The sequence below is a fragment of the Paraburkholderia polaris genome, from assembly GCF_012927345.1.
In the GTDB taxonomy this organism is placed as follows: Bacteria; Pseudomonadota; Gammaproteobacteria; order Burkholderiales; family Burkholderiaceae; genus Paraburkholderia; species Paraburkholderia polaris.
In genome coordinates this window covers 12,071-33,712 of the sequence record NZ_JABBGJ010000001.1, presented here as the reverse complement: position 1 = coordinate 33,712, position 21,642 = coordinate 12,071, and the positions used below count along the sequence as shown (strand labels likewise).

Annotated in this window: 16 protein-coding genes, 1 pseudogene and 2 riboswitches; of the genes and pseudogenes, 6 read left to right on the top strand and 11 right to left on the bottom strand. The window is 61.2% G+C overall.

What is annotated here, in order from left to right:
- Positions 1–2: 2 nt before the first annotated feature.
- The 6 genes from HHL24_RS00140 to HHL24_RS00115 form a co-directional block, all read right to left on the bottom strand.
- On the bottom strand, positions 3–683 hold the full coding sequence (locus HHL24_RS00140) for a hydrogenase (RefSeq protein WP_169483366.1): 681 nt from the start codon (positions 681–683) through the stop codon (positions 3–5).
- A gap of 6 nt (positions 684–689) precedes the next feature.
- Positions 690–1,637 carry a respiratory chain complex I subunit 1 family protein gene (locus HHL24_RS00135; RefSeq protein WP_169483365.1) on the bottom strand — a complete coding sequence of 316 codons (948 nt, stop codon included), beginning with the start codon at positions 1,635–1,637 and terminating at the stop codon, positions 690–692.
- Between the two features lie 237 nt (positions 1,638–1,874).
- Positions 1,875–1,946: riboswitch (Fluoride riboswitch) on the bottom strand.
- A 50-nt stretch (positions 1,947–1,996) separates the two neighbouring features.
- Positions 1,997–2,365: a DUF190 domain-containing protein gene (locus HHL24_RS00130; RefSeq protein ID WP_169483364.1), complete on the bottom strand. Its 369-nt coding sequence runs from the start codon at positions 2,363–2,365 to the stop codon at positions 1,997–1,999.
- Between the two features lie 226 nt (positions 2,366–2,591).
- The gene (locus tag HHL24_RS00125; RefSeq protein WP_169483363.1) at positions 2,592–2,930 is read right to left on the bottom strand and encodes a DUF190 domain-containing protein; all 339 of its coding nucleotides are present in this window, start codon (positions 2,928–2,930) and stop codon (positions 2,592–2,594) included.
- A gap of 169 nt (positions 2,931–3,099) precedes the next feature.
- A complete protein-coding gene (locus HHL24_RS00120) occupies positions 3,100–4,623 on the bottom strand; it encodes a MutS-related protein (protein ID WP_169483362.1) in 1,524 nt (507 codons plus the stop codon).
- Positions 4,620–6,155 (bottom strand): MutS-related protein, encoded by a 1,536-nt coding sequence (locus HHL24_RS00115; protein ID WP_169483361.1) that lies wholly within the window; start codon positions 6,153–6,155, stop codon positions 4,620–4,622. Before HHL24_RS00115 ends, HHL24_RS00120 begins: the two co-directional genes overlap by 4 nt.
- A 259-nt stretch (positions 6,156–6,414) precedes the next feature.
- Positions 6,415–6,477, bottom strand: a riboswitch (Fluoride riboswitch).
- Between the two features lie 256 nt (positions 6,478–6,733).
- Here HHL24_RS00115 and HHL24_RS44950 point away from each other — a divergent pair.
- From HHL24_RS44950 to HHL24_RS00100, 3 genes and pseudogenes are all read left to right on the top strand, one after another.
- Positions 6,734–6,838: pseudogene (locus tag HHL24_RS44950) on the top strand (GlcG/HbpS family heme-binding protein); the annotation flags it as partial.
- A gap of 358 nt (positions 6,839–7,196) precedes the next feature.
- Positions 7,197–8,765, top strand: coding sequence for a methyl-accepting chemotaxis protein (locus HHL24_RS00105; RefSeq protein WP_169483360.1), 1,569 nt, complete (start codon positions 7,197–7,199; stop codon positions 8,763–8,765).
- Between the two features lie 163 nt (positions 8,766–8,928).
- On the top strand, positions 8,929–10,275 hold the full coding sequence (locus HHL24_RS00100) for a 2-hydroxycarboxylate transporter family protein (RefSeq protein WP_169483359.1): 1,347 nt from the start codon (positions 8,929–8,931) through the stop codon (positions 10,273–10,275).
- 410 nt (positions 10,276–10,685) lie between these two features.
- Here HHL24_RS00100 and HHL24_RS00095 read toward each other — a convergent pair whose 3' ends face one another.
- A complete protein-coding gene (locus tag HHL24_RS00095) occupies positions 10,686–11,060 on the bottom strand; it encodes a hypothetical protein (protein WP_169483358.1) in 375 nt (124 codons plus the stop codon).
- Between the two features lie 129 nt (positions 11,061–11,189).
- The gene (locus tag HHL24_RS00090; RefSeq protein ID WP_169483357.1) at positions 11,190–11,993 is read right to left on the bottom strand and encodes an anti-sigma factor family protein; all 804 of its coding nucleotides are present in this window, start codon (positions 11,991–11,993) and stop codon (positions 11,190–11,192) included.
- A 355-nt stretch (positions 11,994–12,348) separates the two neighbouring features.
- Here HHL24_RS00090 and HHL24_RS00085 point away from each other — a divergent pair, with 355 nt between their 5' ends.
- The gene (locus HHL24_RS00085; RefSeq protein ID WP_169483356.1) at positions 12,349–13,107 is read left to right on the top strand and encodes a hypothetical protein; all 759 of its coding nucleotides are present in this window, start codon (positions 12,349–12,351) and stop codon (positions 13,105–13,107) included.
- Positions 13,108–13,134: 27 nt separating this feature from the next.
- Here HHL24_RS00085 and HHL24_RS00080 read toward each other — a convergent pair whose 3' ends face one another.
- Together HHL24_RS00080 and HHL24_RS00075 are read right to left on the bottom strand one after the other, a co-directional pair.
- Positions 13,135–15,627, bottom strand: coding sequence for a putative bifunctional diguanylate cyclase/phosphodiesterase (locus tag HHL24_RS00080; RefSeq protein ID WP_329606564.1), 2,493 nt, complete (start codon positions 15,625–15,627; stop codon positions 13,135–13,137).
- 365 nt (positions 15,628–15,992) lie between these two features.
- Positions 15,993–16,496, bottom strand: coding sequence for a hypothetical protein (locus tag HHL24_RS00075; protein WP_169483354.1), 504 nt, complete (start codon positions 16,494–16,496; stop codon positions 15,993–15,995).
- A 359-nt stretch (positions 16,497–16,855) separates the two neighbouring features.
- Between HHL24_RS00075 and HHL24_RS00070 the strand changes: the two genes are divergently transcribed.
- Positions 16,856–17,815, top strand: a complete 960-nt coding sequence (locus HHL24_RS00070; protein WP_169483563.1) for an MBL fold metallo-hydrolase — start codon at positions 16,856–16,858, stop codon at positions 17,813–17,815.
- Between the two features lie 18 nt (positions 17,816–17,833).
- Positions 17,834–18,850: a CobW family GTP-binding protein gene (locus HHL24_RS00065; protein WP_169483353.1), complete on the top strand. Its 1,017-nt coding sequence runs from the start codon at positions 17,834–17,836 to the stop codon at positions 18,848–18,850.
- Positions 18,851–18,864: 14 nt separating this feature from the next.
- On the opposite strand, the gene HHL24_RS00060 is transcribed toward HHL24_RS00065, so the two are convergent.
- Positions 18,865–21,387: a glucose/quinate/shikimate family membrane-bound PQQ-dependent dehydrogenase gene (locus tag HHL24_RS00060; RefSeq protein WP_169483352.1), complete on the bottom strand. Its 2,523-nt coding sequence runs from the start codon at positions 21,385–21,387 to the stop codon at positions 18,865–18,867.
- Positions 21,388–21,642 lie beyond the last annotated feature (255 nt).

Sequence of the window (21,642 nt, the reverse complement as noted above, 5' to 3'; positions counted from 1 at the left end):
GTTCACCCCACCAGCCGTCTGAGTTCACGGCTGCTCGTGCTGCCGACATGCGCGACCAGATAGCGGACCAATACGCCGAAGCTCACGACGATAACGAGCAGATCGAACAGCAACACCAGTTCAATCAGCATCGGCATGCCCGGCACGAGAATCTGGGAGCCCAGGAAGATACCGTTCTCCAGGATCAGGAGGCCCAGCACCTGACTGATCGCCTCATGACGCACCGTCAGCATCAGAAAGCCGATGAGCTTCATCGAGAGCATCACCGTGAGCGCCAGCACCACCACCGTGCCGCCCAGGCCCAGCGCATTGCCTAGATGGTTCGACACGACAAACGCGAAGAGCACCAGCAGCGCACCCAACACGATGCTAGAGCTTGGCTGCAGGATCACATGCAACTCCCGCTCGACCTCCAGCCGGATGATGATTCGCCAGATCAGATAGGGCAGCACCAGGCCCCGAAAGAGCGCAGTGAGGAGCGCGATCAGATACAGCTCGTGATAGTTGCCGTAGTAGCCCACCGCGCCGGAGAGCGCCGCGATCAGCCACGACTCGGCCATGAACGCGAGCAGATAGTCCTTCAACCAACGCGAGCCCAGCATCACAAACGCAAGCAGCAGGCTGCCGATCGCCAGCAGGCTGAAGAGCGATGCAGCAAGCGGACTCAGGTGGGCGAGCAGCATGGCATATCACCGAAGCTGATTGGCGGCGATCGCAAGCACCGCCAGCATGAACGACGCCGCAAGCGGCTCCTGATACCGGAAGAAGCGCAGCCTGGATTGCGCCGTCTCGACGAGGACCACGACGAGCGCAACCAGCAGCATGCGCAGGAAAAGATCGATCGCCGCACCCAATGCGCCCAACGCCGTGCCATGCCGCGATAGTCCCCACGGCAGGGTCAGCACGTTGCAGAAAATGGTGTAAAGAATGAACTGCTTCATCATCGAAGCCCATTTGAGCAGCGCCAGAAGCGGTCCGGAATATTCGAGGATGCGCGCCTCCTCGATCATGTACACCTCGATGTGCGTGCTCGAGTGGATCGGCAAACGGTCCGTCTCGACGAGCAGCAGGACGAAAAACGCGAAGACGAGAAACAGATGTGCCGGACTCCAGTACACGGATGGCTGTGCCACAAGCAGATGGTTCACGACGAACGGCAGCATGGCTTTGGCCAGCAGCGTGATGCCGACCAGCACGAGGATCAGCGTGGGCTCCGCAAGAATGCCGAGCATCACCGAGCGGCTTGCGCCAATGCCGCCATAGGCGCTTCCCGAATCCAGCCCCGCCAGCACGACCGCAAACGACCCCAATGTCAGGATGAGGCCACCGCCAAGGATGTCGCCCATGTCGGAAAGCGGCAGTGGAAAGTCAGTGAGCACCGGGATGAGGATCGGCACCGTGAGCATGCAGGTGAACGCGACTACCGGTGCAGTCCAGTAAATCCACGAAGCGGAGTCAGGCACGACGAGTTGCTTGTGAAAGAGCTTCCACAGGTCTCGATAGGGTTGGAAGATGCCAGGGCCGCGTGCGCGTTGCACACGCTCTTCCCATTGCAGGATGACACCTTGCAGAAGCGGTGACAGTGCGATGACGGTCACCACCTGGGCAATCTGGAGGGCGACATCGCGCGCGTTCATGCCCCCTCCGTGAAGACGAAGGGTTGCCGAACGACACCTTGGGACCGGATTTCAACGCACGCGCCGAACGCTACGCGAAGGCGCGGCAAAGCGTATGGACGGGGGCGGCAACCATTGCCGCGCGGCGACTCGCTTGCGCATTCCATGTTTTTTGCGTTCTTCTAGGCAACGATATGCCCGGAATGCTCGAAAAGGCGAGCCGGCTGAAAAATGCCTACCGGCCCCGAAGCGCCCGGGGACCCTGTAGGCATCATTAGCCGCAAAGCTTGCTAGCGGCGGTTAGGGAGGAATGCCATCTCCACAAAAAGCAGTTTTGAGTATAGGTGACGCGCCGACGCTTGCAAGGTTTGCATTTCCCCCTATCCCGTTGACCGGCCGAACAGGGAAAAATGCTTCGACGGTTTATGCGGGACGTCGTCACCGATCACACCGAACTCAATCGGAAAACGCATGTAGAAAACGTGCACGTTTTCGGAGCGCACGAGATCCAGAAGCTGCCCGGCTTCCTTTTCAGTCACAGCAAGAATGATCTGCACCGGCTGATCGTCGAGCCTGAGCATGTGGGCGGCATGATGCGAGCCCGCGTGGCCGAAGCCTTCGGCGCAATTGATGACGGTCGCGCCACCGATGCCGAGTTGGCGGACCTCATGCAGCAGCCATTCGCATACGGTCTGATGGCCGTGCTTCCTGTTCTGCTCTGTGTAGAACGTCAGTTGATAGCCGTTCATCGTGCATCTCCAACGCCCAACGGGTTCTTGCAGCTCCGGGCGGCGCGCATTTGGCCGCGTCCACTGCCGGAGTAACGCCGCGCTGTTCGACCGAGGCAGGCCGGTCATCCACCGCTTGATTCATTCTAGTTCACAGCCACCGAGACGCACGATTGTGCTGTGCAGCATCGCGTCCGCGCGGCGGGCGATCCTCCCTGCCGGGCAACTGGAGTCCGCTACTCGTCCTCTACTCGCCGCCCTCTCCGGTGCCTGCGCCCAGCAGCTCGTATTCGATAGGACAGCGCGTGTAGAAGAGTTGAACACCCCCGTGTCGGAGGCTATCGAGCAGTGCATCGATGCGTACATCTTCCGCGGCCACCGTGACCACGACGGGCTGGTCGACCAATTCAAAAAAACGCGCCGCGTGGTACTTGCCATGCGCGTCGATACATTCGCTCACTTCGATCACCGTTGCGCCGGCAATACCGGCCTGTTTCGTCTTGTCGAGAATCCATTCGACGACGGTCATGTGACTCTTGCGGTGGCTCTGATTGGCCGCAAACACCGTCAATTGACTGCCTTTCATGAGGCGCTCCGATGGTTCCCGAAGGATGCATGAATCGTCGTTGCGTGCAGGACGCCACGATACGCACGGATGCTTCGAGTGACGGGCGCGTACGACGTTGCCGCAATGATGCTAAGCATAGGAAACCAGATTCGAGTGAGGTACAAATCTGGATACATCTCCACTGCATTCAGTGTAGCAAGGAAACTGCAGGGCGGTTCACGTAGGGAAAAATCCGCGCGTACAGATCTTCTCCATAGCTGGTCTGCAAGGGCTCAGCTTCCGTCAGTCTGAACGTGCGCTCTCCGTCGGCTCGCCGCTCCGCTCTCAGGAACATCATGCCCTGCGTCTTCCGCTCATGCAGCCCGTGAGCCAACGCGTAAAGGTGCGTCACGAATACGATTTTCACGCGTTTCTGCAACAGCGCCACGATGATCTGCTGCGCAATCTCGGAACCTTCGCGCTCATTGGTTGCGGCAAAGGATTCGTTGCACAACAACAGTGAGTGTTCCTTGATGTGTTCGATGATTTCGCTCATTCGTTTGAGTTCCTCATCGAGCTTGCCGCTCTTCATTGATGCATCTTCCTCGCGCTTGTAGTGGGTCAAAATCCCGTCGCACACGTTCGCCGAGAATGACGCCGCCGTGACGAACATTCCGCATTGCATCATGATCTGCGCCAGTCCGACCGCTCGCAGGAACGTCGACTTTCCGCCCTGATTGGCACCCGTGATGACGACGAGCTCCTTGCCGTCCCCGTGCATATCATTGCCGACGGGCGCGCGCCCGGAGCGCAGCGCCAAGCTCGCGTCGTACAACCCTTCAATGGCATGCTGTCTCTCAACGCGCTCCCGCGGAACCGGAATGCACATGACGAGACCCCGCCGTGTCAGTTCGTTATGCAGGTTGACGCACCCGAGGTAGAAAGCCAGCTCGGTGCGCAGCATCGTAAAGAAGCTGAGAATGTGGTCGGCTGATTGCGCAAGCGCGTTGGCGACGAGATTGATACCCCGTGCCTCCAGTTCCGCCAATGCACGCGCGCCATTCTCGTCTCGATCGGCAATACGGAACGTCAACGAGGGCGATCGTTTGGCGAGCAGCCGCTTCAGAAAATTGGGATCTTTTTCGTGCAGTTTGCGCAGCACGTAGCTGATTCCCTTGTTGCCCGTGCCCAGTCCGGCACTGATCAGCACTCCGCCACCGAACTTGAGCTCCTTGAGACAATGCCGGATCGTCACAAAATACTCGTCCGTCAACTCGCGCTCGATCATCGAGAAAAATTGAGCAAATCCTTCTGACCGGAACTGCCCCGCCTGCGAGTCCGCCACCGTCCTCAGCGTCTTCAGCACGGCGACAAATTGCTGGATCATTTCCCGCGCACCGTACAACACCGAACTGGCCGAGGACGAAAAGAAACTATAGTAGCTCTTGCGCTCTGTTTCGATCGCCTCAATCGCGATAGCGTAGAGCTGTCGCACGGTGGCTTCGTGAAGGATGCAGTCGTTGAGAATGGACTGGCGATAGGTAATTTCGTCCGGAATGACCGAACTGACCAGAACGATCCGCTTGATGACGTCATAGAGAAACGCGTCACCCTGCGCCATCGCCTGATAGAGCGTGTTCAGTTCCAGGTCCTGTACCAGCGCCGCCTCGTTCCACTCGGCCTCGCGGTGCATATTGAAGTCGCGGTCCCTGTAGAGGAGATATGCCTTCATAGCCCGAGCCGCTCCTTCAGACGGTCATAGGTCAAACCATAGTGTTCTGCGACCGACACCGCGTACGCACGACCGTCAGCGGGTTTTCTTCTCACCCGGTAGGTGCGGGAAGCCGGGTCCCCCGGTTTGATCTCGCTGACCATGCTCACGACCTGTTCGCCGAGATGCGCGAGCTCGTCTATGAAGGTCACGCAAACGCACAACAGATCGCGCTCCAGGATCTCGCCGATGATTTTCCGGCTTAGGAAAAGTGCGTCAGTCAGCGTTGTCGAGCTGAAGATCTCGTTCATGATGATGACGCTACGCGACGTAGCGTGCGTCATGATGTGATGGACGCGCATCAAGTCGTCCTGGAGCTTGCCGCGCAGATCCTTGGTATTTTCTTCGCGCTCGAAATGCGTAAACAGCCGGTCGTACAGAAAGAGCGTGGCATTACGGCCGGGAACTGGACAACCAATCCTCGCCAGATAATGCAGCTGGCCAAAGGTGCGGGCAAAGGTCGTTTTTCCGCCGTTGTTGGGACCCGATACCACGATCAGGCGTTCTTCGTCATCGAGATGAAAATCATTTTGGACGACGCCCGCGTTTTCGCTCGTTAGCTTGTGCGCGAGTGCCAGATCGAACGTCTCGTCGCAGCGCACGGCTTTGTTGCTGGATGACACGCGCGGGTAGCAAAAGCACAGGTTCGCCGCTTTGCAGATACTGATGTAGCCGCGAAACGCGAGGTAGAACTGGACTTCGCGGTCGAACGTCCGGATCGTGGCATCGAGATAGCTCGCGTTGTTCGCGCTGTATGTGGTGAGCTCCAGGAACTCCCGCGGGTGTAGTTGCGCGACGAAATCCAGGACGTGGGCTTCGACGTGATTCATGTCTAGCCAGTCGCGCAGCTCGACGCGATGATCCTTGACGGCCCCTTGCTTGAATCTTTCGAAGATCCGCAGAACGTCGGCACTGTAGTCAATTTCCGCATCGTAGTGGCGTACCGTGACCGCGTTTCCCTTGATGAGCACGCAATATCGAATCGCCGAAAGGCGCCTCTTGATATGCTCTGCGTCATGTGTGAGCGACTGAAAGCGCTCCGATACAACATATCCAGTCAGGTATTGATGAAACGCTCCTAGTCCTTTCGATGTGGGGGCTGCCAGCGGCAGATCCCGGGCAAAGGCCACAAGTGTCTCGCAATAGACCACGATCGCTTCGAGGAACCACCACTCCTTCTGGAGCCGGTAGCGGAGTTTTTCCGCCTGTGCCAGGTGCTCGCGCATTTTGCGCATGCCCTGGGCGAAAGCATTGATGCTGTCGAGCACATCAGCATCGTCGAGATCCTGCATGACCTCGTGCCGATACGTGATCGCCGCTTCACGCGACAACTCGGTATAAAAGAACGGCTTCAGGTTGTAGTCGTCCCATCCGATCGTGACTGCGGAGATAATCTGGTCGAGATTGAGATCGGCAAAAAAATCCGGCTCCGGCACGTCACCGCCCCTGGGTCCGTCCTCTGGTTTTTCGAACAGGATGCTGTGAAAGACCATGCGTATCCCCTTCCTGTTTGGCAGCCGCACACGTGCGCCTACAACCAGATTCCGTCGACCGCGCGAGACACTGGTTCCACACGGCGGGATGGAGTCTGAGCAGAGATTCCGACGTCCGGCTACGCGCTCGACTGCAATCAGTGAGGCGGACGGACGCGATCGGTACAGTGATGAAAACTGGGAGGCGACGCCAGCTTGACGATGGCGCGCGCTTCAGACAAACGAAGCGAGTCGAGGCGTGCCCACAGTACCCTAACCCAGGCCTGTAGGCATCATTAGCCCCTGCGGGCGGTTATGGAGGAATGCCATCTCCACTTCAATTCTCAGTCTATGCCGTGCAACGCGCGGATACAAGCTGCTGGCGGAGCCAGCCTCGCCGCGCGGATCTGCAGGAAAGCAAGCAGAACTTGCTGGGCTTGCCGACGTGCTGCTCGCCCATCTGCCGATCACCACAACTCGGAAACGCACTGTCAACAAGATTTCGTCGCGAAACGCGGGTTGTCTACAATCAGTTTGAGACCGGACATGCATACGTAAGCACGCTCGAAGCGGGGCTGGTGGCATAGCCGGGCGGGTTTCCGCTTGTAGAAGGAGGAAAGCTTGTCGACGCTATCGGCTGTAGTGGCGGCACAGGCGATCAGGACGCTGCTGTGTGTAAGGCCGCCGCCGATACCATCAAATAGTGCTACGCCACTGTCCGCAGTAACCGACGACGGCGCAGGCGGACGCCCACCCTTCCGCACGCATCGCGGCTTCATGAAAGCCGACGGTTAGCCGCGCCGCAACACAAACGGCTACCAGATGTCGACTCCGGGCGAATTTCTCTGGCCCCGGCTGGCCGCGCCTCGATTTTTCGCCGGCAGCGGCATGGTGGTGACCAAGGGTTTCACAGGATGAAGCTTTCGCCCGTCTCCGCCGATAACTCGGGCAGGAACCACCGGGACGCCGGACAGTCCACCGGCGCCACCAGGCGCGCCCATTCACGTGCCGCTTCGCACGGCAACTCTGCGCGATTTTCATTCGTTCGCAAGAGGACTCAGGATGCACAAACTCAGTTTTACGCAGAAGCTGTGGCTGCCGTTGATCATCAGCCTCGTCGCGTTGCTCGCCGTCTCGGTGTCGGGGGCGTGGCAGTCGCGCGAGACGCGCATCGAGGAACGTAAGCACGACCTCACGAATGTCGCACACGTCGGGCTCAGCATCGTGACGGAGTATGCGGCGCTGGCGCAAAGCGGCGCGCTGCCGGAGGCGGATGCCCGCAAGCAGGCGCTCGAGCGCCTGCGCAGCATCCGCTATGGCGAAGACGGCTACTTCCTCGTGATCAACTCGAAGCCGCAGATGGTGATGCATCCGATCAAGCCGGCACTCGAAGGTAAGGATCTTGCGGGCAGCGCCGATGCCGACGGCCGTCACCATTACGTGACGTTCGCGTCAGTCGCACAGGCGCCCGACGGCGGCTTCGTCGACTACGTCTTCCCACATTCTGGCGCGGCGTCGGCGCAGGCGGTCGGCAAGATCGGCTACGTGGTGCGCTATGCGCCGTGGGACTGGATCATCGCGACCGGTGCCTATGTCGACGACATCGACGCTGCGTTCATGGCGTCGCTGTGGCTGATCGGCGCGATCTTCGTGGCGGTGTCGGCGGTGCTCGTGACGCTCGTCGCGGTGACGAACCGCAGCATCGCGCGCACGGTCGGCGGCGATCCGGCCTACGCGGCGGACGTGGCGGATGCGATTGCATCGGGCGACCTGACGGTGGCGATCCGCACGCGCGAGGGCGACACGTCGAGCCTGTTGCACGTGATGCAGCGGATGCGCGACGCGCTGACGGGCACCATCTGCCAGATCAAGCACGCGTCCGACAACGTCGCGTGCGGCGCGAACGAGATCGCGAACGGCAATGCGGACCTGTCGTCGCGCACCGAGAGCCAGGCGGCGTCGTTGCAGGAAACGGCGTCGAGCATGGAGCAGATGACGGCGATGGTCCGCCAGACCGCGGACAACGCGCGCACCGCGAGCGAGCTTGCGGCCGGCGCAGCGAATATCGCGAACCGCGGCGGCGACATGATCACGCAGGCCGTCTCGGCGATGAAGAATATCTCGCGAGAGTCGGGCCGCATGGTCGAGATCATCGCGACGATCGAGGGCATCGCGTTCCAGACCAACATTCTCGCGCTGAATGCGGCGGTCGAAGCAGCGCGCGCGGGCGGGCAGGGCCGCGGCTTCGCGGTCGTCGCGGGCGAGGTGCGCAGCCTCGCGCAGCGTAGCGCGACCGCGGCAAAGGAAATCCGCGAGCTGATCAGTCATGCGGTGGATAGCGTCGGCAGCGGCGCGAAGCTGGTCGAGAACACCGGCTCGACGATCGACGAAGCGCGCGACGCGATCATGCGCGTAACCGGCGTCGTGCAGGAGATCGCGGCGGCGGCGACGGAGCAGAGCGCCGGCATCGACCAGGTGAATCTCGCGGTCACGCAAATGGACAGCATGACGCAGCAGAACGCGGCCCTCGTCGAGCAGGCGTCGGCCGCGGCGCAGTCGCTGAAGGAGCAGGCGATGAGCCTGCAACGCGCGGCCGCAGCCTTTCAGGTGGACGAAGCCGCGCTTCCATGACCCGCCCGCAGGTTCCTCACCGGGCAGCGCCGTCGTGGACTGTCTGGTAGGGGTATGCACGGTATCCGCGCTATGTCCGCGATGCTACGCTTGAAGCTCCGCGCACGTCCCCCAGACACGGGTGACGGTGGTAAGCAGGCAAATGTCTGCTCAGGAGACTTCGATGAAGACAGCGGCTTCCACACCTCTACCGCCGGACCAAACCAAGAAGCAGGCCTTCTGGCCCCAAGGATGGTGGCGGTTGATGGAAATCCGCATCGGCATCATTCCGCTGCCGATCTACGTGATTGCCGGCGCGCTCATCGCAGGTTTTGTCTACATGGACAAGCTGCCGAACGAGATTTCGCTCGTGATCGTGATGTTTGCATTCTTCGGCTTCACGCTCGCCGAGATCGGCAAGCGCATTCCGGTCATCCGCGCGATCGGCGCCGCCGCCATCTTCGCCACCTTCATCCCGTCTGCGTTGGTGTACTACAAGTTGCTGCCAGCGCAGATCGTGAAGGTCACGATCGATTTCACCAAGTCCACCAATTTTCTCTACCTGTTCATCGCTTCCATTATTGTGGGCAGCATCCTGAGCATGGACCGGCAGGTCCTGATCAAGGGCTTCCTCAAGATCTTCGTACCGCTCGGGATCGGAACCATCGTGGCCGGCGCCGTTGGTACGGCCGTCGGCACGGCGTTGGGTCTCGGCGCCTATCACACGTTCTTTTTTATCGTCGTACCGATCATGGCCGGGGGAGTCGGCGAAGGGGCCATTCCGTTGACTGTCGGCTACGCCGGGATCCTGCATCAGGACCCCGGCGTCCTGTTTGCGACCGTCCTGCCTCCAGTCATGCTCGGCAGCTTGTCGGCGATCATTTTCGCTGGCACGTTGAATTTCGTCGGCAAGCGATACCCTCGTTTCACGGGCGAAGGGCGCTTGCAGCCTGGTGAGCACGACGAAATGGACCCGTCCCAGCAAGAAATCTCGGGGCATATGGATGTGACCCATATCGCCGCCGCAGGCATCACCGCGCTGACGCTCTACGTTGTGGGGATTTTGTGTCAGCGATTGTTCGGCCTGCCGGCGCCGGTCGCGATGCTTTTCATCGCGGTCGTCGTGAAACTGACGCAGGCGGTGCCTCCGCAGTTGCAGGAGGGCGCTTACATTGTGTACAAGTTTTTCTCCACGGCGGTCACCTACCCGTTGCTGTTCGCCATTGGCGTGTCGCTCACGCCATGGGACAAGCTGATGGCCTCCTTCACCCTGCCGACCCTCATCACCATCGTGTCGACCGTCGCGACCCTGATGTCGGTCGGTGCTTTGGTGGGGTACTGGATGAAGATGTATCCGATTGACGCGGCCATTGTGAACGCCTGCCACAGCGGCCAGGGCGGCACGGGCGACGTCGCCATCCTGACGGCGGCCAATCGCATGACGCTGATGCCGTTCGCCCAGATCGCGACCCGGATCGGCGGGGCGATTACCGTGACGACCGTACTGATTGTCCTGTCGCGCGTTGTCTAGCCTGCACCTCCTCACTGCGAGGCATGCTCGGCTGCGCCGCTGAGGTTGACGACCACATGAACCGCGGCCGCAACATGGACACGCGCACGCCGGCGTCGCAGTGCCAGTTCGTCGCCTGATCGGAACACTGGAATAACTATGGCCGGCTGAACGTTTAGCTCTCGTAGTAAGCAGCCTTCCACTGGCGCGATCTTTGATCGGGGAGCACGGTCGATGACGTCGATTGGGAACACTGAAGACCACTTTGGCGCGGTCGCGATCCTGCTCCACTGGTCGATGGCTGTTCTTATCATTGGGCTTGCGGTTCAACGCGTATTGTTTCGTATCTGTCTTGACCGGTGAAAACAGGGCGCAGCCCGAAAACAGGACGACACAGAGCACGATGAAGGCCGCCCTGCCCGCATCGACTTTCATTTTTCTTCCCCAGGTCCGAGTGGCCGCTGTGCAGTTCCGCGAATCACGACTGACGGGTCTCGATTGATCTTGGTCGCCAGGTCAGTGAAGGAAATACCAGACGGTCCCATATTGACAGCAATCCTTATGGTTTTGTCGGTCTGAGACGCTTTGGTTACTTGCTGCAAACTGTCGGCTGATTGCTTCAACGATGCTACGGTTTTCGTGTCGAGTATTGATTTCAGCAGTTCGGTGACGACCTGGAAATTTGCATTTACCTGATTGATCGTTGTGTCGAGCGTCACAGTCTGGTTGTTTTCATCGTGATCTCCCGTGAGTGCGGCCAGCTTCGCTTTGCGAGACTGCGCATGGTAAACGTCCACCGGAGCCACGATATTCCATTCGGAGCGGTCAGCAACACGTCCACGCCCACGGTATCCGATGCGGCAGCATCGGCGCATCCCGCCGAGGTAGTGTGCCCCGGCTTGCTGGATGATCGGAAATGCGAACGCCGCAAAACATCATGGGTTCAAACCGCCGCCGGTTTTCCGGCTTCTGAACGCCCGCCCAAGCATGCTGCATGCGTCGATTGCCATGGATCGCAATTGCACCTCGGAGACGTGGCCAGTCAGCGCGCATCCCGTCCCCTGACTCCCCCAGTAGAACGTGCTGCGATTGCCGGCACGAAACAGGCGGAATGCCGTCGCGTCCTTTGGAACCGCTGCGACGTACACCGTGAGCCGGGAGCCGGCCGTATTCTGATACATGAATTGTGCGGCAGGGCCGGACTCGCCGGGCAGCAGACGACCGCCAATCAGCGAATACCCATATTCCCGAAGCGAAGGCACCGACAACCGCTGACCGAGGCGCCGTGACAGCCAGTTGACCAGTTGATCGCGTTGCGACGCCGCTACCTCGACGGGGTGGCGTTGCTCAGACGCGTACACCGCGAAAGCGATGTCGGCGCGCTCCGCGAACGCGGGTGGATCGGCCGCGAAATTCGCCGACACCCAACCGGATGACGAGCCGAGCGCCACGCCCATGGCCACGCACGATGCCGCCACGCCTGCCTGCTGCCACCACAACGTGCGGCGGTGCACGACGATACAACGCGCGTCGTCTCGGGGGTCTCCGAACAATGCCGTCAGCGCGGCTTTTTGCGCGCGGTAATCGGCCACGCGCCCGGCCGCCCCAGGGTCGGTCGCCAACCGAACGAGCGTGGTTGCGCGCTCCTTGGCGGACAGCTCATCGTCGGCAAACGCCGACAGCGGCCGCAAATCCCGCTTGCCCAAACCTGCTCTCATCCGGTCGCTACCGTCGTTCATGGCGCGTTTGAGACTCCTTGGCGTGATATCTCGTGACGACGAACCACGGCGCAGCGGCCATGAGCAGGGTTGGTGCCGCCAGACGGGCAGGCGATGGCAATCGCGATGCGCGTCTGTGGCTCGAAACATCCAGCATCGACACCTTTAATAAACGTACGGCGTGGCCGCTATATTCCAATCGGGCGATCTAACGGCTTGCCGTGCCCGAGCCGGGAATAGCTCTGGCGCCGAGCCTCCACCTAGCTTGGGGCAACCAATTTCGCAATGCCTTCGCAGCATCAGAGGCTGCGCGAAAGATGGAATAGACACCCCCGCAGAATCGTTTAGACCACATACGAACCAACGGCAGACTTCGATGAGCACTCGACAACAGCACGTCACCCGTTCTGTCAGCGCAGGGTTGCTAATCGCATCCGTTGCGTTGCTCGCTGGCTGCGGCGGTGGTGGCGGCGGGAGCGGTAGCACAAGCAGCATGTCGATGATTTCGATCGCCGGCACGGCGGCAACTGGCAAGGCACTCGCGAACGCAACGATTAGCATCAACTGCGCGCGGGGCTCGATGTCGGTCGCAGCAGATGCGAACGGAAACTACCACGCGACGTTCGGCGCAGTGATGCCGTGCATGATCGCAGCGACTTCGGGCGGGACGATGCTGCATTCCGCAGCGTTCGCCGGTGGCACGTACAACGTCACGCCGGAGACGGATCTGTTGTTGTCGTATCTGGCGGCACAACTCGGTACGAATGAAAGCGAACTCATCGTCGGCTTCGCGGCGAACACGCAGTTTCAGCAGACGCTGCAGAATCAGACCGACGTTCTGACTGCGCAGGCCGCTGTCGTCCAAAGCCTGCAGCAAACGTACGGCGTTACGCTCTCCGCCCCAAATTTTCTGACCACAGCATTCACTGTCGGCCAGCCAGGCGAGGACAGTGATCTCGAAGCGCTCCTCGCTCGCGGCGCAATCGACGCCAACGGCGAACCGGACGCAGCCGCTGTCTCACTTATGGCCACGATGGGGGCCGCACATCCGATTGCGACATCGCCAGGCGCCGGCACAGGCGGGAGCGGTGGATCTGGAGTGGGCGGCACCGGAAGCCCTGGCGGCATGATGTGAGACGACAGAACACATGACGCCCTTGGATCACCGTTCGACGTATCTGAAACCCTGAGGTCCTGCCCTACCGTACTCATGGCGGTTCGTGAGATCGAGATGCGGCAGAGGCGGCCGATCAACGCTCAACCGATGGCAGCCGCGCATGGGTCCGAGCAGTTCCGTGGCGAAGTCCCCCGCGGAATGGCTGCGGCTGGAACCGGGAGAATGCGTACGAAACAAAGCGGTGAACTCCTCCGCAGGTAGGGGTTGTGAAAAAAGATATCCCTGTCCAGTTTGGCAGGACCATTCCCGAAGGAGCCTTGCCTGCTCATTCGTTTCAATCCCCTCGGCCGTGACGGACAGTCCAAGCGACTGCGCCATGGAGATAACGGCTCGAACGATTGCATCGTCCTCGGCACTCGTGCCAATGCCCTGAACGAAGGATCGGTCGATCTTCAGAACATCCAGCGGCAGCTTGCGAAGATAACTTAGCGATGAGTAGCCCGTACCAAAGTCATCGATTGCGATCGTTACACCAAAATCTTTCAGCTTTCGGAGTGTCTCGATGCTCTTTGCCGTATCCCGCATGATCAGGCCCTCCGTGACCTCCAGTTTCAGCGAGGCAGCGCCGATGTGAGCACTGGACAGCGCCGCAGCCACGTCGGCAACGAGGTTGGGATCATCGAACTGCCGTGGAGAGAGATTGACGCTAATCTGCAGCGGCGGCTCTGTAGGGAACTCCTGCTGCCAGCGGGCGACTTGCCGGCAAGCCTCTTCCAGTACGTATCGTCCGAGCGGAATGATCAGGCCGCTTTCTTCTGCAATCGCAATGAACTCGGATGGCGGCAACAAACCTCGCGTGGGGTGCTGCCACCTCACGAGCGCTTCCATTTCGCGGCACCCCGCCACCTGAAGCTGCATGATGGGCTGAAAATACACGCGTAGTTCGCGATGCTCGATTGCGTAACGCAAGTCCGTTTCAATCTCCAGCTTTTTGACTGCATCAGCATGCATGTTCTCTTCGAAAACCACGTAGCGGCCCTTTCCGCCGTTCTTGGCCCGGTACATCGCGACGTCGGCGTCCCGCAACAACGTGTCAGCATCGCTACGGCCGCTCCCAGCGTGCGCGAATGCCAGCCCGACGCTCGCGCTGACGATGTACTGTTTGTTGTCGAGATCGAACGGTTGACTAAACTGCGCAAGGATGTTGTCCGCGACCAGGGTGCCTTCGCTCGTTGCTTCACTCCCCAGGTGTTCCAGCAGGATGACAAACTCGTCTCCGCCTAACCGCGCGACGGTGTCGGAGGGGCGAACGCACCCTTCGAGGCGCTTGGCCGCTGCGATCAGCAGCCGGTCTCCCACGTGATGCCCGAGACTGTCGTTGACCCGCTTGAAGTTGTCCAGGTCGATGAAAACGACTCCGATCATCGCATTACGTTGACGCGCGCGCGCTTCAGCCTGGCTAACACGATCAAGCAGCAGTGCGCGGTTCGGTAACGAAGTGAGCGTATCGTAGAACGCCCGTCGCGCGAGCTGTTCTTCGAAGTTCTTTCTTTCGGTGGTGTCGCTCGCTGTCGCCACGATCGCGCCGACAGCCGGTTCGTCGAGCAGATTCGTCAAGGTAAGCTGAATATAGCGCCACGCGTCGCCCTCGCCTCGCGTACGGATCTCAATGGATTTCGTGGACCGAGCCGTCGACGACACAGTCTCCAACAGGCCCTGCAGCGTGGGACGGTCCGTCGGATGAATCGGATCGAGCAGACTGGTGCCGACGAGCTGGCCCATGTTGTTCAAGGGATCCGGTCGTCGCGTCGGCGCTTCGTAAGTCACAGTCCCGTTGACGTCGGAAACGAGTATCGCATCCGACGTGTTGGCGACCAGCGCCTGCAGCCTCTGTTCGCTCGTGCGCAGCGCGTCCTGGGCCGCCGCGTCTACGTTCCTGCGAATACGCCGCAGCATCTGAAGAAACAGCAGCGCGAGCCCGACGCCGATCGCCAGGACTACGGGGGTCGATATCAGGACGATCCGTTGCACGGCAACGAGCCGGTCGAGTTGCATCGTCGCATCGTCGCGGTGCTGTGCCGCTGCTGCGAGGACCTGTTGCTCGATATCGTCGAAGAGTGGATCGGCCGAATCCTCGTCGATCTCATTGGCTCTCGCGATGTCGTGATCATCAACGGCCTTGAACATCGGCTTTGCGAATGATCGATACTTCGCGTGCTTCTCCAGCAGGCCGAGCAGCATCGTGCTGCTGCCGGGTTCTAGTGCCAGCGCCTTCCTCAGCGACGCGTCAAGTGCCTGGCCGGCCTCGCGGTGCTCGCGTAAAACTTCCGGACGCGGGTCCAGGAAATACTTGCGCTCCGCAGATTCCTCCCATGCGACGCTGTAGCGGGCCTCCTCGAAAGCTTTATCCGCCTCGTTGGCAGCTTGTGCGGCGAAGCCGGCGCTCAAGCTCTCATAGGCTCCCCAGAAGGCTAGAAGCGGCACGCTCAACAGAACGAGGACGAGTCCAAATACTGCCGTGCGCCGCGCGGGAGGCACGTTCAACGACGTCTGCTCAAGTCCGTCTGCTCCTGCGTTGCGTCGCCACAGGTATCGACGCCTTTGGGTACCTTTCTGTCTGGTCACAATCGCTCCGATGTGGAACGGCACGTCGACGGGGTGATCTGTTAGAGCAGGTTGGACAGAAGGAAACTGGAGGTATCAGTCTGCCCGTAGACGACGTGCGCATCCGGAAGTCGTGACCCGAAGCATGGCTCAGTTCGTTCATTGACTCCGAACCGAGTAATTTCCGGACGACTCCGATCCCGGTCCACGTTTTGTCGGACCATCACTTGATAACGGCACGCCCTGGTTTTTCTAAAGGTCTCGCGTTGATGGGGTGCAGTGGCTGGTATGTCGTCCGGCTAGCGCCGATGCATTCCGCCGACCCCATGCATGCCGCCGAATCCCCTCGTCCCAGCGAAACCACGCATACCACCGCCCGGGAACGGGCCGCGATGAAAGCCCGCTCCAATTGGTGCAAAGTGAACGTGACCCATCTGATGAAAGTGGTCAAAGTGGTGGAAGTGATGGAAATGGTCGACAAAGATAAAGCTCACGCCCGCGCCAATGAATATCGGCGGCCCCCACCACCAGGGGTCGGGATAGGGATAGGCTGCGACGGGGTACCAGAGCACGCTGCCATCCTGGCTTTGCACAATCTGCCAGGTCCCATCACCTTGCAGGCACGCACGTCCGACGACCTGCTGCATCGTCCCATCGATTTCGGCCTGCCCGACAACTGCGCGGCAATTCGTGCTGTCCGTGCTGTCGGCAGGCACCGGTTGCTCGTCATACGTTTGCGCGAGTGCAGGCGCAGCAAAGCCGAGACAGACGAGCAATGTCCCGAAACGAAGCAGTTTGTCCATGATGTACGACCACATGAATTCCCGACGTTTTCGACGTCGTGTCGGCGGCGTCACCCAGCACATCGGTGTGCTTGCGCCAATCCACGCCGCGGGCTTTACGGGAAGGCCTTGCCGCTCGGGACGTGGTTGCATGACGAGTAAACGATGGAACACAGCGGCTTATTCCAGCGCCGTCGTGCCCGCGACGACGCCAAAAAACTCGTGAAAGCATGTTTGTAATATCGCTACAATTCAATCGCTTTTGAGCCCGCAATCGCTTTTGAGCCCTGTTCCGCAGGAAAATCGAGCACACCCCACAACATGCCAGGAGAAACAGACTCATGAGTGATCAGCCGTTCGGACGCTCCCGTCGTGATTTCATGCGTATTGCCGTTACTGCAGGCACCACCGCAGCGCTGCCGTGGATGCAGGACGCCCAGGCACAGTCGCCGGCCAACTCCGCAACCACGGCACCCGTCGCTGGACATTCGGCAAAAGGCACACAGCTGATCCTGCTCGGCACCAAGGGGGGCCCAACGCCGTCCGACCTGCGCGCGGCACCGGCGAACGTGCTGGTGGTCGACGGTCAGCCCTACGTGGTCGATTGCGGCAACGGTGTCGCGCTGCAGTTGACCAAAGCGGGCGTCAAACTGCCGGGCATCCGTGACATCTTCCTGACCCACCATCATTCGGATCACAACGCCGACCTCGGCAACCTCGTGTTCCTCGCCTGGGCCACCGGCCTGCGCACGCCCGTCAACCTGTACGGGCCGCCGCGCATGACAAAGATGATCGACGACTTTGTCGACATGAACGCGATCGACCTCGACGTGCGAATGCGCGAAGAAGGCCGCCCGCCGTTCCGGCCACTGATCAACATCCATGAATTCGACGGCCCGCGCCTGGTGATGGAAGACGACCGCGTGCGCGTCACCTCGACACTGGTCGACCACTACACGATCAAGCCGGCATTCGCCTACCGCTTCGAGACTCGCGACCGCACCGTCGTTTTCTCCGGCGACACGACCTACTACCCGGCGCTTGCCGAGTTCGCGAAAGGCGCCGACGTCCTGGTGCACGAAGTGATGTACCTGCCCGCGCTCGAAAAGCTGATGAAGACCGTCGACAACGCCCCGACGCTGCTCGATCACCTCATGAAAAGCCACACCACCACTGAGCAGGTCGGCAAGATCGCCGCGGCGGCTGGCGTCAAGACGCTGGTGCTGAGCCATTTCGTGCCGGGCGGCGATCCCGCGATCACCGACGAAATGTGGGCTGCCGATGCGCGCAAACATTTCGACGGACAGATCATCGTCGGAAAAGACCTGCAGGTTATCTGAGTGTCAGGACAAGCCACCGTGCAATCTGCTGCGATTCCCCTGACGTTGCTGACGGGCTTTCTCGGTTCGGGTAAGACCACGTTGCTCAATCGCCTGCTGCCGCAACCGGCGCTGGGCCGTTGTGCGGTGGTGATCAACGAACTGGGCGCGATCGGTCTCGATCATCTGTTCGTCAGCACCTCGCGCGACGAGACCATCGCACTGCTGGAGAACGGCTGCCTGTGTTGCGGCGTGCGCGACGAACTCGCTGCGACCGTGGCCGATCTGCTAGAGCGCCGCGCGCGCGGCGAGATTCCCGCCTTCGAGCGGATTCTGATCGAGACGACGGGGCTTGCGCGGCCCGGCCCGGTGATCTCGTTGCTGCTGGGTGACCCAGCGCTTGAAGGTCGTTTGCAACTCGATGGCATCGTGACGACCGTAGATGCGAAACACGGCGCCGCGCAACTTGCCCGACATGAGGAATCGCGACAGCAGGTGGCAGTCGCGGACCGGCTGTTGCTGACAAAGGCGGAACTGGTCGATGCAGCCGCGCTTGCCGACCTCGAAGCGGCGCTTGAGGCGCTGAATCCGGGTGCGACACGCATCCCGGTGCGCAACGGCGAGATTGACGCACAACAACTGCTCGACATCCTGACGCCGCGTGCCTTGCGGCCCTGGTTGCGTGCCGAGCCTTCGCCGCGCAAGTTGCTGATGCGTGGCGCGACGGCGTCACGCGTGGCCCATCCAGACATCGACAGCTTCTGCCTGACTTACTCTCAGGCATTGCCAATGCAGGCATTCGAAACTGCGCTGACGGTACTGCTCGGCTATCACGGCGAACGCATCCTGCGGGTTAAGGGGATCGGCAATTTCATCGGCGAATCGCGGCCTGTTGTGTTCCACGGCGTGCAGCAGTTGCTGCATGAACCGTTGCGGCTTGAAGCGTGGCCTGACGACGATCACACGACACGGCTCGTGTTCATTGTGCAGGGTCTGGCCAGGTCGGTGATCGAGGAAACGATCGCGCATTTTCTGCGCGAAGCAGGGGTGGAATAAGCGGCGCATGCCGCTTACTGCTGCGGCAACGCGTAGGCAATCACATAGTCGCCGAGCTTGGTGCCGAACGAGCCATGGCCGCCCGCCGCGATCACCACGTACTGACGGCCATCGATCGAATAGCTCATAGGCGTCGCCTGACCGCCTGCGGGCAGGCGGGCCTCCCAGAGCTGCTCGCCGTTGTTCACGTTGAACGCGCGGATGTAGTTGTCCGCCGTCGCGCCAATGAACGCGACCCCGCCCGCAGTGACAATCGGACCGCCCAGCATCGGCATCCCCATCTTGAACGGCAGAGGAATCGGCGAACTGTCGCGCACAGTGCCGATGCGCTTCTTCCACACAATCTCATTGGTCTTGAGATCGATCGCCGAGATGTAGCCCCATGCCGGTTGCTTGCACGGCAATCCCAGCGGCGAGAGGAACGGATTGATCGTCACGCCGTACGGTATGCCGTACTGCGGCTGGACGCCTGATTCCGTGCCGCTGCCCTTGGCGCCCTCCACCGGTTCCAGCGGGTTGCCCGGCCCGCGCGGAATCAGACGCGAGACGAACGGCAAACCGATCGGGTTCGCGACGGCAATCTGGCGGTCGGTGTCGACGGCAAGACCGCCCCACTCGAAGACGCCCAGGTTGCCCGGGAACACGAGCGTGCCCTGTAGCGACGGCGGCGTGAACGTGCCCTCGTACCGCAGCTGGTGGAACATCACGCGGCACACAAGCTGGTCGAACATCGTTGCGCCCCACATGTCGGCGTCGGTCAGGTTCTTCGACGGACGATACGTGAGTTGTGAGAACGGCTGTGTCGGCTCAACGTGGTCGCCGGGCGCCGCGCCCTGCGGCACGGGCCTTTCGGGCGCCGGCACGACCGGCACACCGGTGCGGCGGTCGAGCACGAACAGGTTACCGGTCTTGGCCGGCGCGTACACGACCGGCACGGTCTTACCATCCTTGTCGGTGATGTCGGCGATGGTCGGCTGCGACGGCTGGTCCATGTCCCACAGATCGTGGTGCACGCTCTGGTAGAACCAGGCGAGCTTGCCGGTCGAGGCGTGAAGTGCGAGCAGCCCGCTGGCGTATCGCTCCAGCTCCGGCGTGCGGTCGCCGCCCCAGATATCCGGCGTCTTCACACCCATCGGCAGATAGACAATGTCGAGCTTCGCGTCGTAGGCGGCAGGTGCCCATGAGTTGGGCGAATTCCACGTGTAATGTTCGCCCGGGCCCGGAATGTGATTCGGGTCCTTCGCGCCCGGATCGAACGCCCAGAGCAATTCGCCCGTGCGCACGTCGAAGCCGCGGATGACACCCGACGGCTCGCGGTTCGAGAAATTGTCCTCGACCGCGCCCGCCACGATGATCACCGTGCTGGTGATGATCGACGGCGAGGTGGGCTCGTACATGCCCGGTGTCGTGACCGGCTGGGCGTGTTGAAGGTCGAGGTCGCCATTGTTGCCGAAGCCAGCGCAACGTTGGCCCGTCAGCGCGTCGAGCGCGTAGAGGTGGCCGTCGTTGACCGGCAGGAAGATGCGGCGCGTACAGGCGGCCGTGGCGGCGGGGCCGGAGGCGTCCGCAACTGCAGGGCCCGAGGCCGCCGTGGCAACAGCGCCCGAGGCGTCCGCGACTGCAGGGCCCGACGCCGCCGTGGTAGCAGCGCCCGAGGCGTCTGTCGCTGCGGCGGCATCGCTCGCCGGCGCCGCAGCGGGTGCGGCGGGCGTGGCACTGGCTGAAAGATCGACATACGACACGCCGCGGCAAGTCACGTGCTGAAACGACGGATCAGACTTCAGTTCCGGATCGAACTTCCACTTGAGCGTACCCGTCTTCGCGTCGAGCGCGAACAGGATCTGATGCGGCGAGCATAGGTAGAGCAGGTCGCCGATCTTGATGGGCGTGACTTCGTTGGTAATCTCGACCGGATCGTTGGGCCCCTTCATGTCGCCCGTGCGGAAGGTCCAGGCCACCTGGAGATTCTTCACATTCTCAGGCGTGATCTGCTGCAATGGTGAGTAGCGAGTGCCTTCCTGGGTGCGCCCATAGGCGGGCCAGTCGGCGGCGTCGATCCCGCTGCTGGCGCCGCTCGCGGGCACGGCGGCGTTCAGTGTGCCGTTGACCTGCTGCGGATCATTGAAGTTCGCGTACACGAGCACGCCCGCCCATGCCACGAGCGCGACGACGAGCGCCGCGACACCCAGCTTTCGCTCGCCTTCCAGCCGCCAGCTCATGAGCAACAGCAACCACACGCCGAAGATGACGAGCACACCGGAGCGCGGCGCGAGTGCCCAGAAGTCGGGACCCGACTCGAGGAGAGCCCAGATCGCCGTGCCGATAAGCACAAGTGCATAAAGCACGAGCGCGGCAGGACTACGCCGCCAAAGCAGCCAGGCCACGCCCAACAGCACGATGCCTGTGATGACGTAGTACGCAGAGCCGCCGACCGCGAGCAGCCATGCGCCACCGATCAACAGGTAGAGCGCCGTCAGCACCGTGAAGAGCAACGTAATGATGGCGATCACGCCTCGCGAATTCGACTGACTGGTCATGATGATCTCTACCCTCTTGAGTGGATACCGCCTGCCAGTGGTACCGACGTCGAATTCACACGCCGGAGCACGTTAGAAAGAATATCAGAACGTGTGCATCATCCCGACGTACACGCCGGTTTGCGATTCGCCAGCCAGCGGAGTCGTCGACGAGGACGAATTGCGCGGCGTCGCGAACACTGAAAACGTACCGTTCCTGCTGTTGTTCACATAGCCGACAGCCCCCGTAGACGAACGTGTACGCGTCTAGGTTAT

Excerpts from the sequence above, each read along its gene's own strand:
- HHL24_RS00140 (WP_169483366.1), bottom strand. The coding sequence starts at position 683 with ATGCTGCTCGCCCACCTGAGTCCGCTTGCTGCATCGCTCTTCAGCCTG.
- HHL24_RS00135 (WP_169483365.1), bottom strand. The coding sequence starts at position 1,637 with ATGAACGCGCGCGATGTCGCCCTCCAGATTGCCCAGGTGGTGACCGTC.
- HHL24_RS00130 (WP_169483364.1), bottom strand. The coding sequence starts at position 2,365 with ATGAACGGCTATCAACTGACGTTCTACACAGAGCAGAACAGGAAGCAC.
- HHL24_RS00125 (WP_169483363.1), bottom strand. The coding sequence starts at position 2,930 with ATGAAAGGCAGTCAATTGACGGTGTTTGCGGCCAATCAGAGCCACCGC.
- HHL24_RS00120 (WP_169483362.1), bottom strand. The coding sequence starts at position 4,623 with ATGAAGGCATATCTCCTCTACAGGGACCGCGACTTCAATATGCACCGC.
- HHL24_RS00115 (WP_169483361.1), bottom strand. The coding sequence starts at position 6,155 with ATGGTCTTTCACAGCATCCTGTTCGAAAAACCAGAGGACGGACCCAGG.
- HHL24_RS00105 (WP_169483360.1), top strand. The coding sequence starts at position 7,197 with ATGCACAAACTCAGTTTTACGCAGAAGCTGTGGCTGCCGTTGATCATC.
- HHL24_RS00100 (WP_169483359.1), top strand. The coding sequence starts at position 8,929 with ATGAAGACAGCGGCTTCCACACCTCTACCGCCGGACCAAACCAAGAAG.
- HHL24_RS00090 (WP_169483357.1), bottom strand. The coding sequence starts at position 11,993 with ATGAACGACGGTAGCGACCGGATGAGAGCAGGTTTGGGCAAGCGGGAT.
- HHL24_RS00085 (WP_169483356.1), top strand. The coding sequence starts at position 12,349 with ATGAGCACTCGACAACAGCACGTCACCCGTTCTGTCAGCGCAGGGTTG.
- HHL24_RS00075 (WP_169483354.1), bottom strand. The coding sequence starts at position 16,496 with ATGGACAAACTGCTTCGTTTCGGGACATTGCTCGTCTGTCTCGGCTTT.
- HHL24_RS00070 (WP_169483563.1), top strand. The coding sequence starts at position 16,856 with ATGCGTATTGCCGTTACTGCAGGCACCACCGCAGCGCTGCCGTGGATG.
- HHL24_RS00060 (WP_169483352.1), bottom strand. The coding sequence starts at position 21,387 with ATGACCAGTCAGTCGAATTCGCGAGGCGTGATCGCCATCATTACGTTG.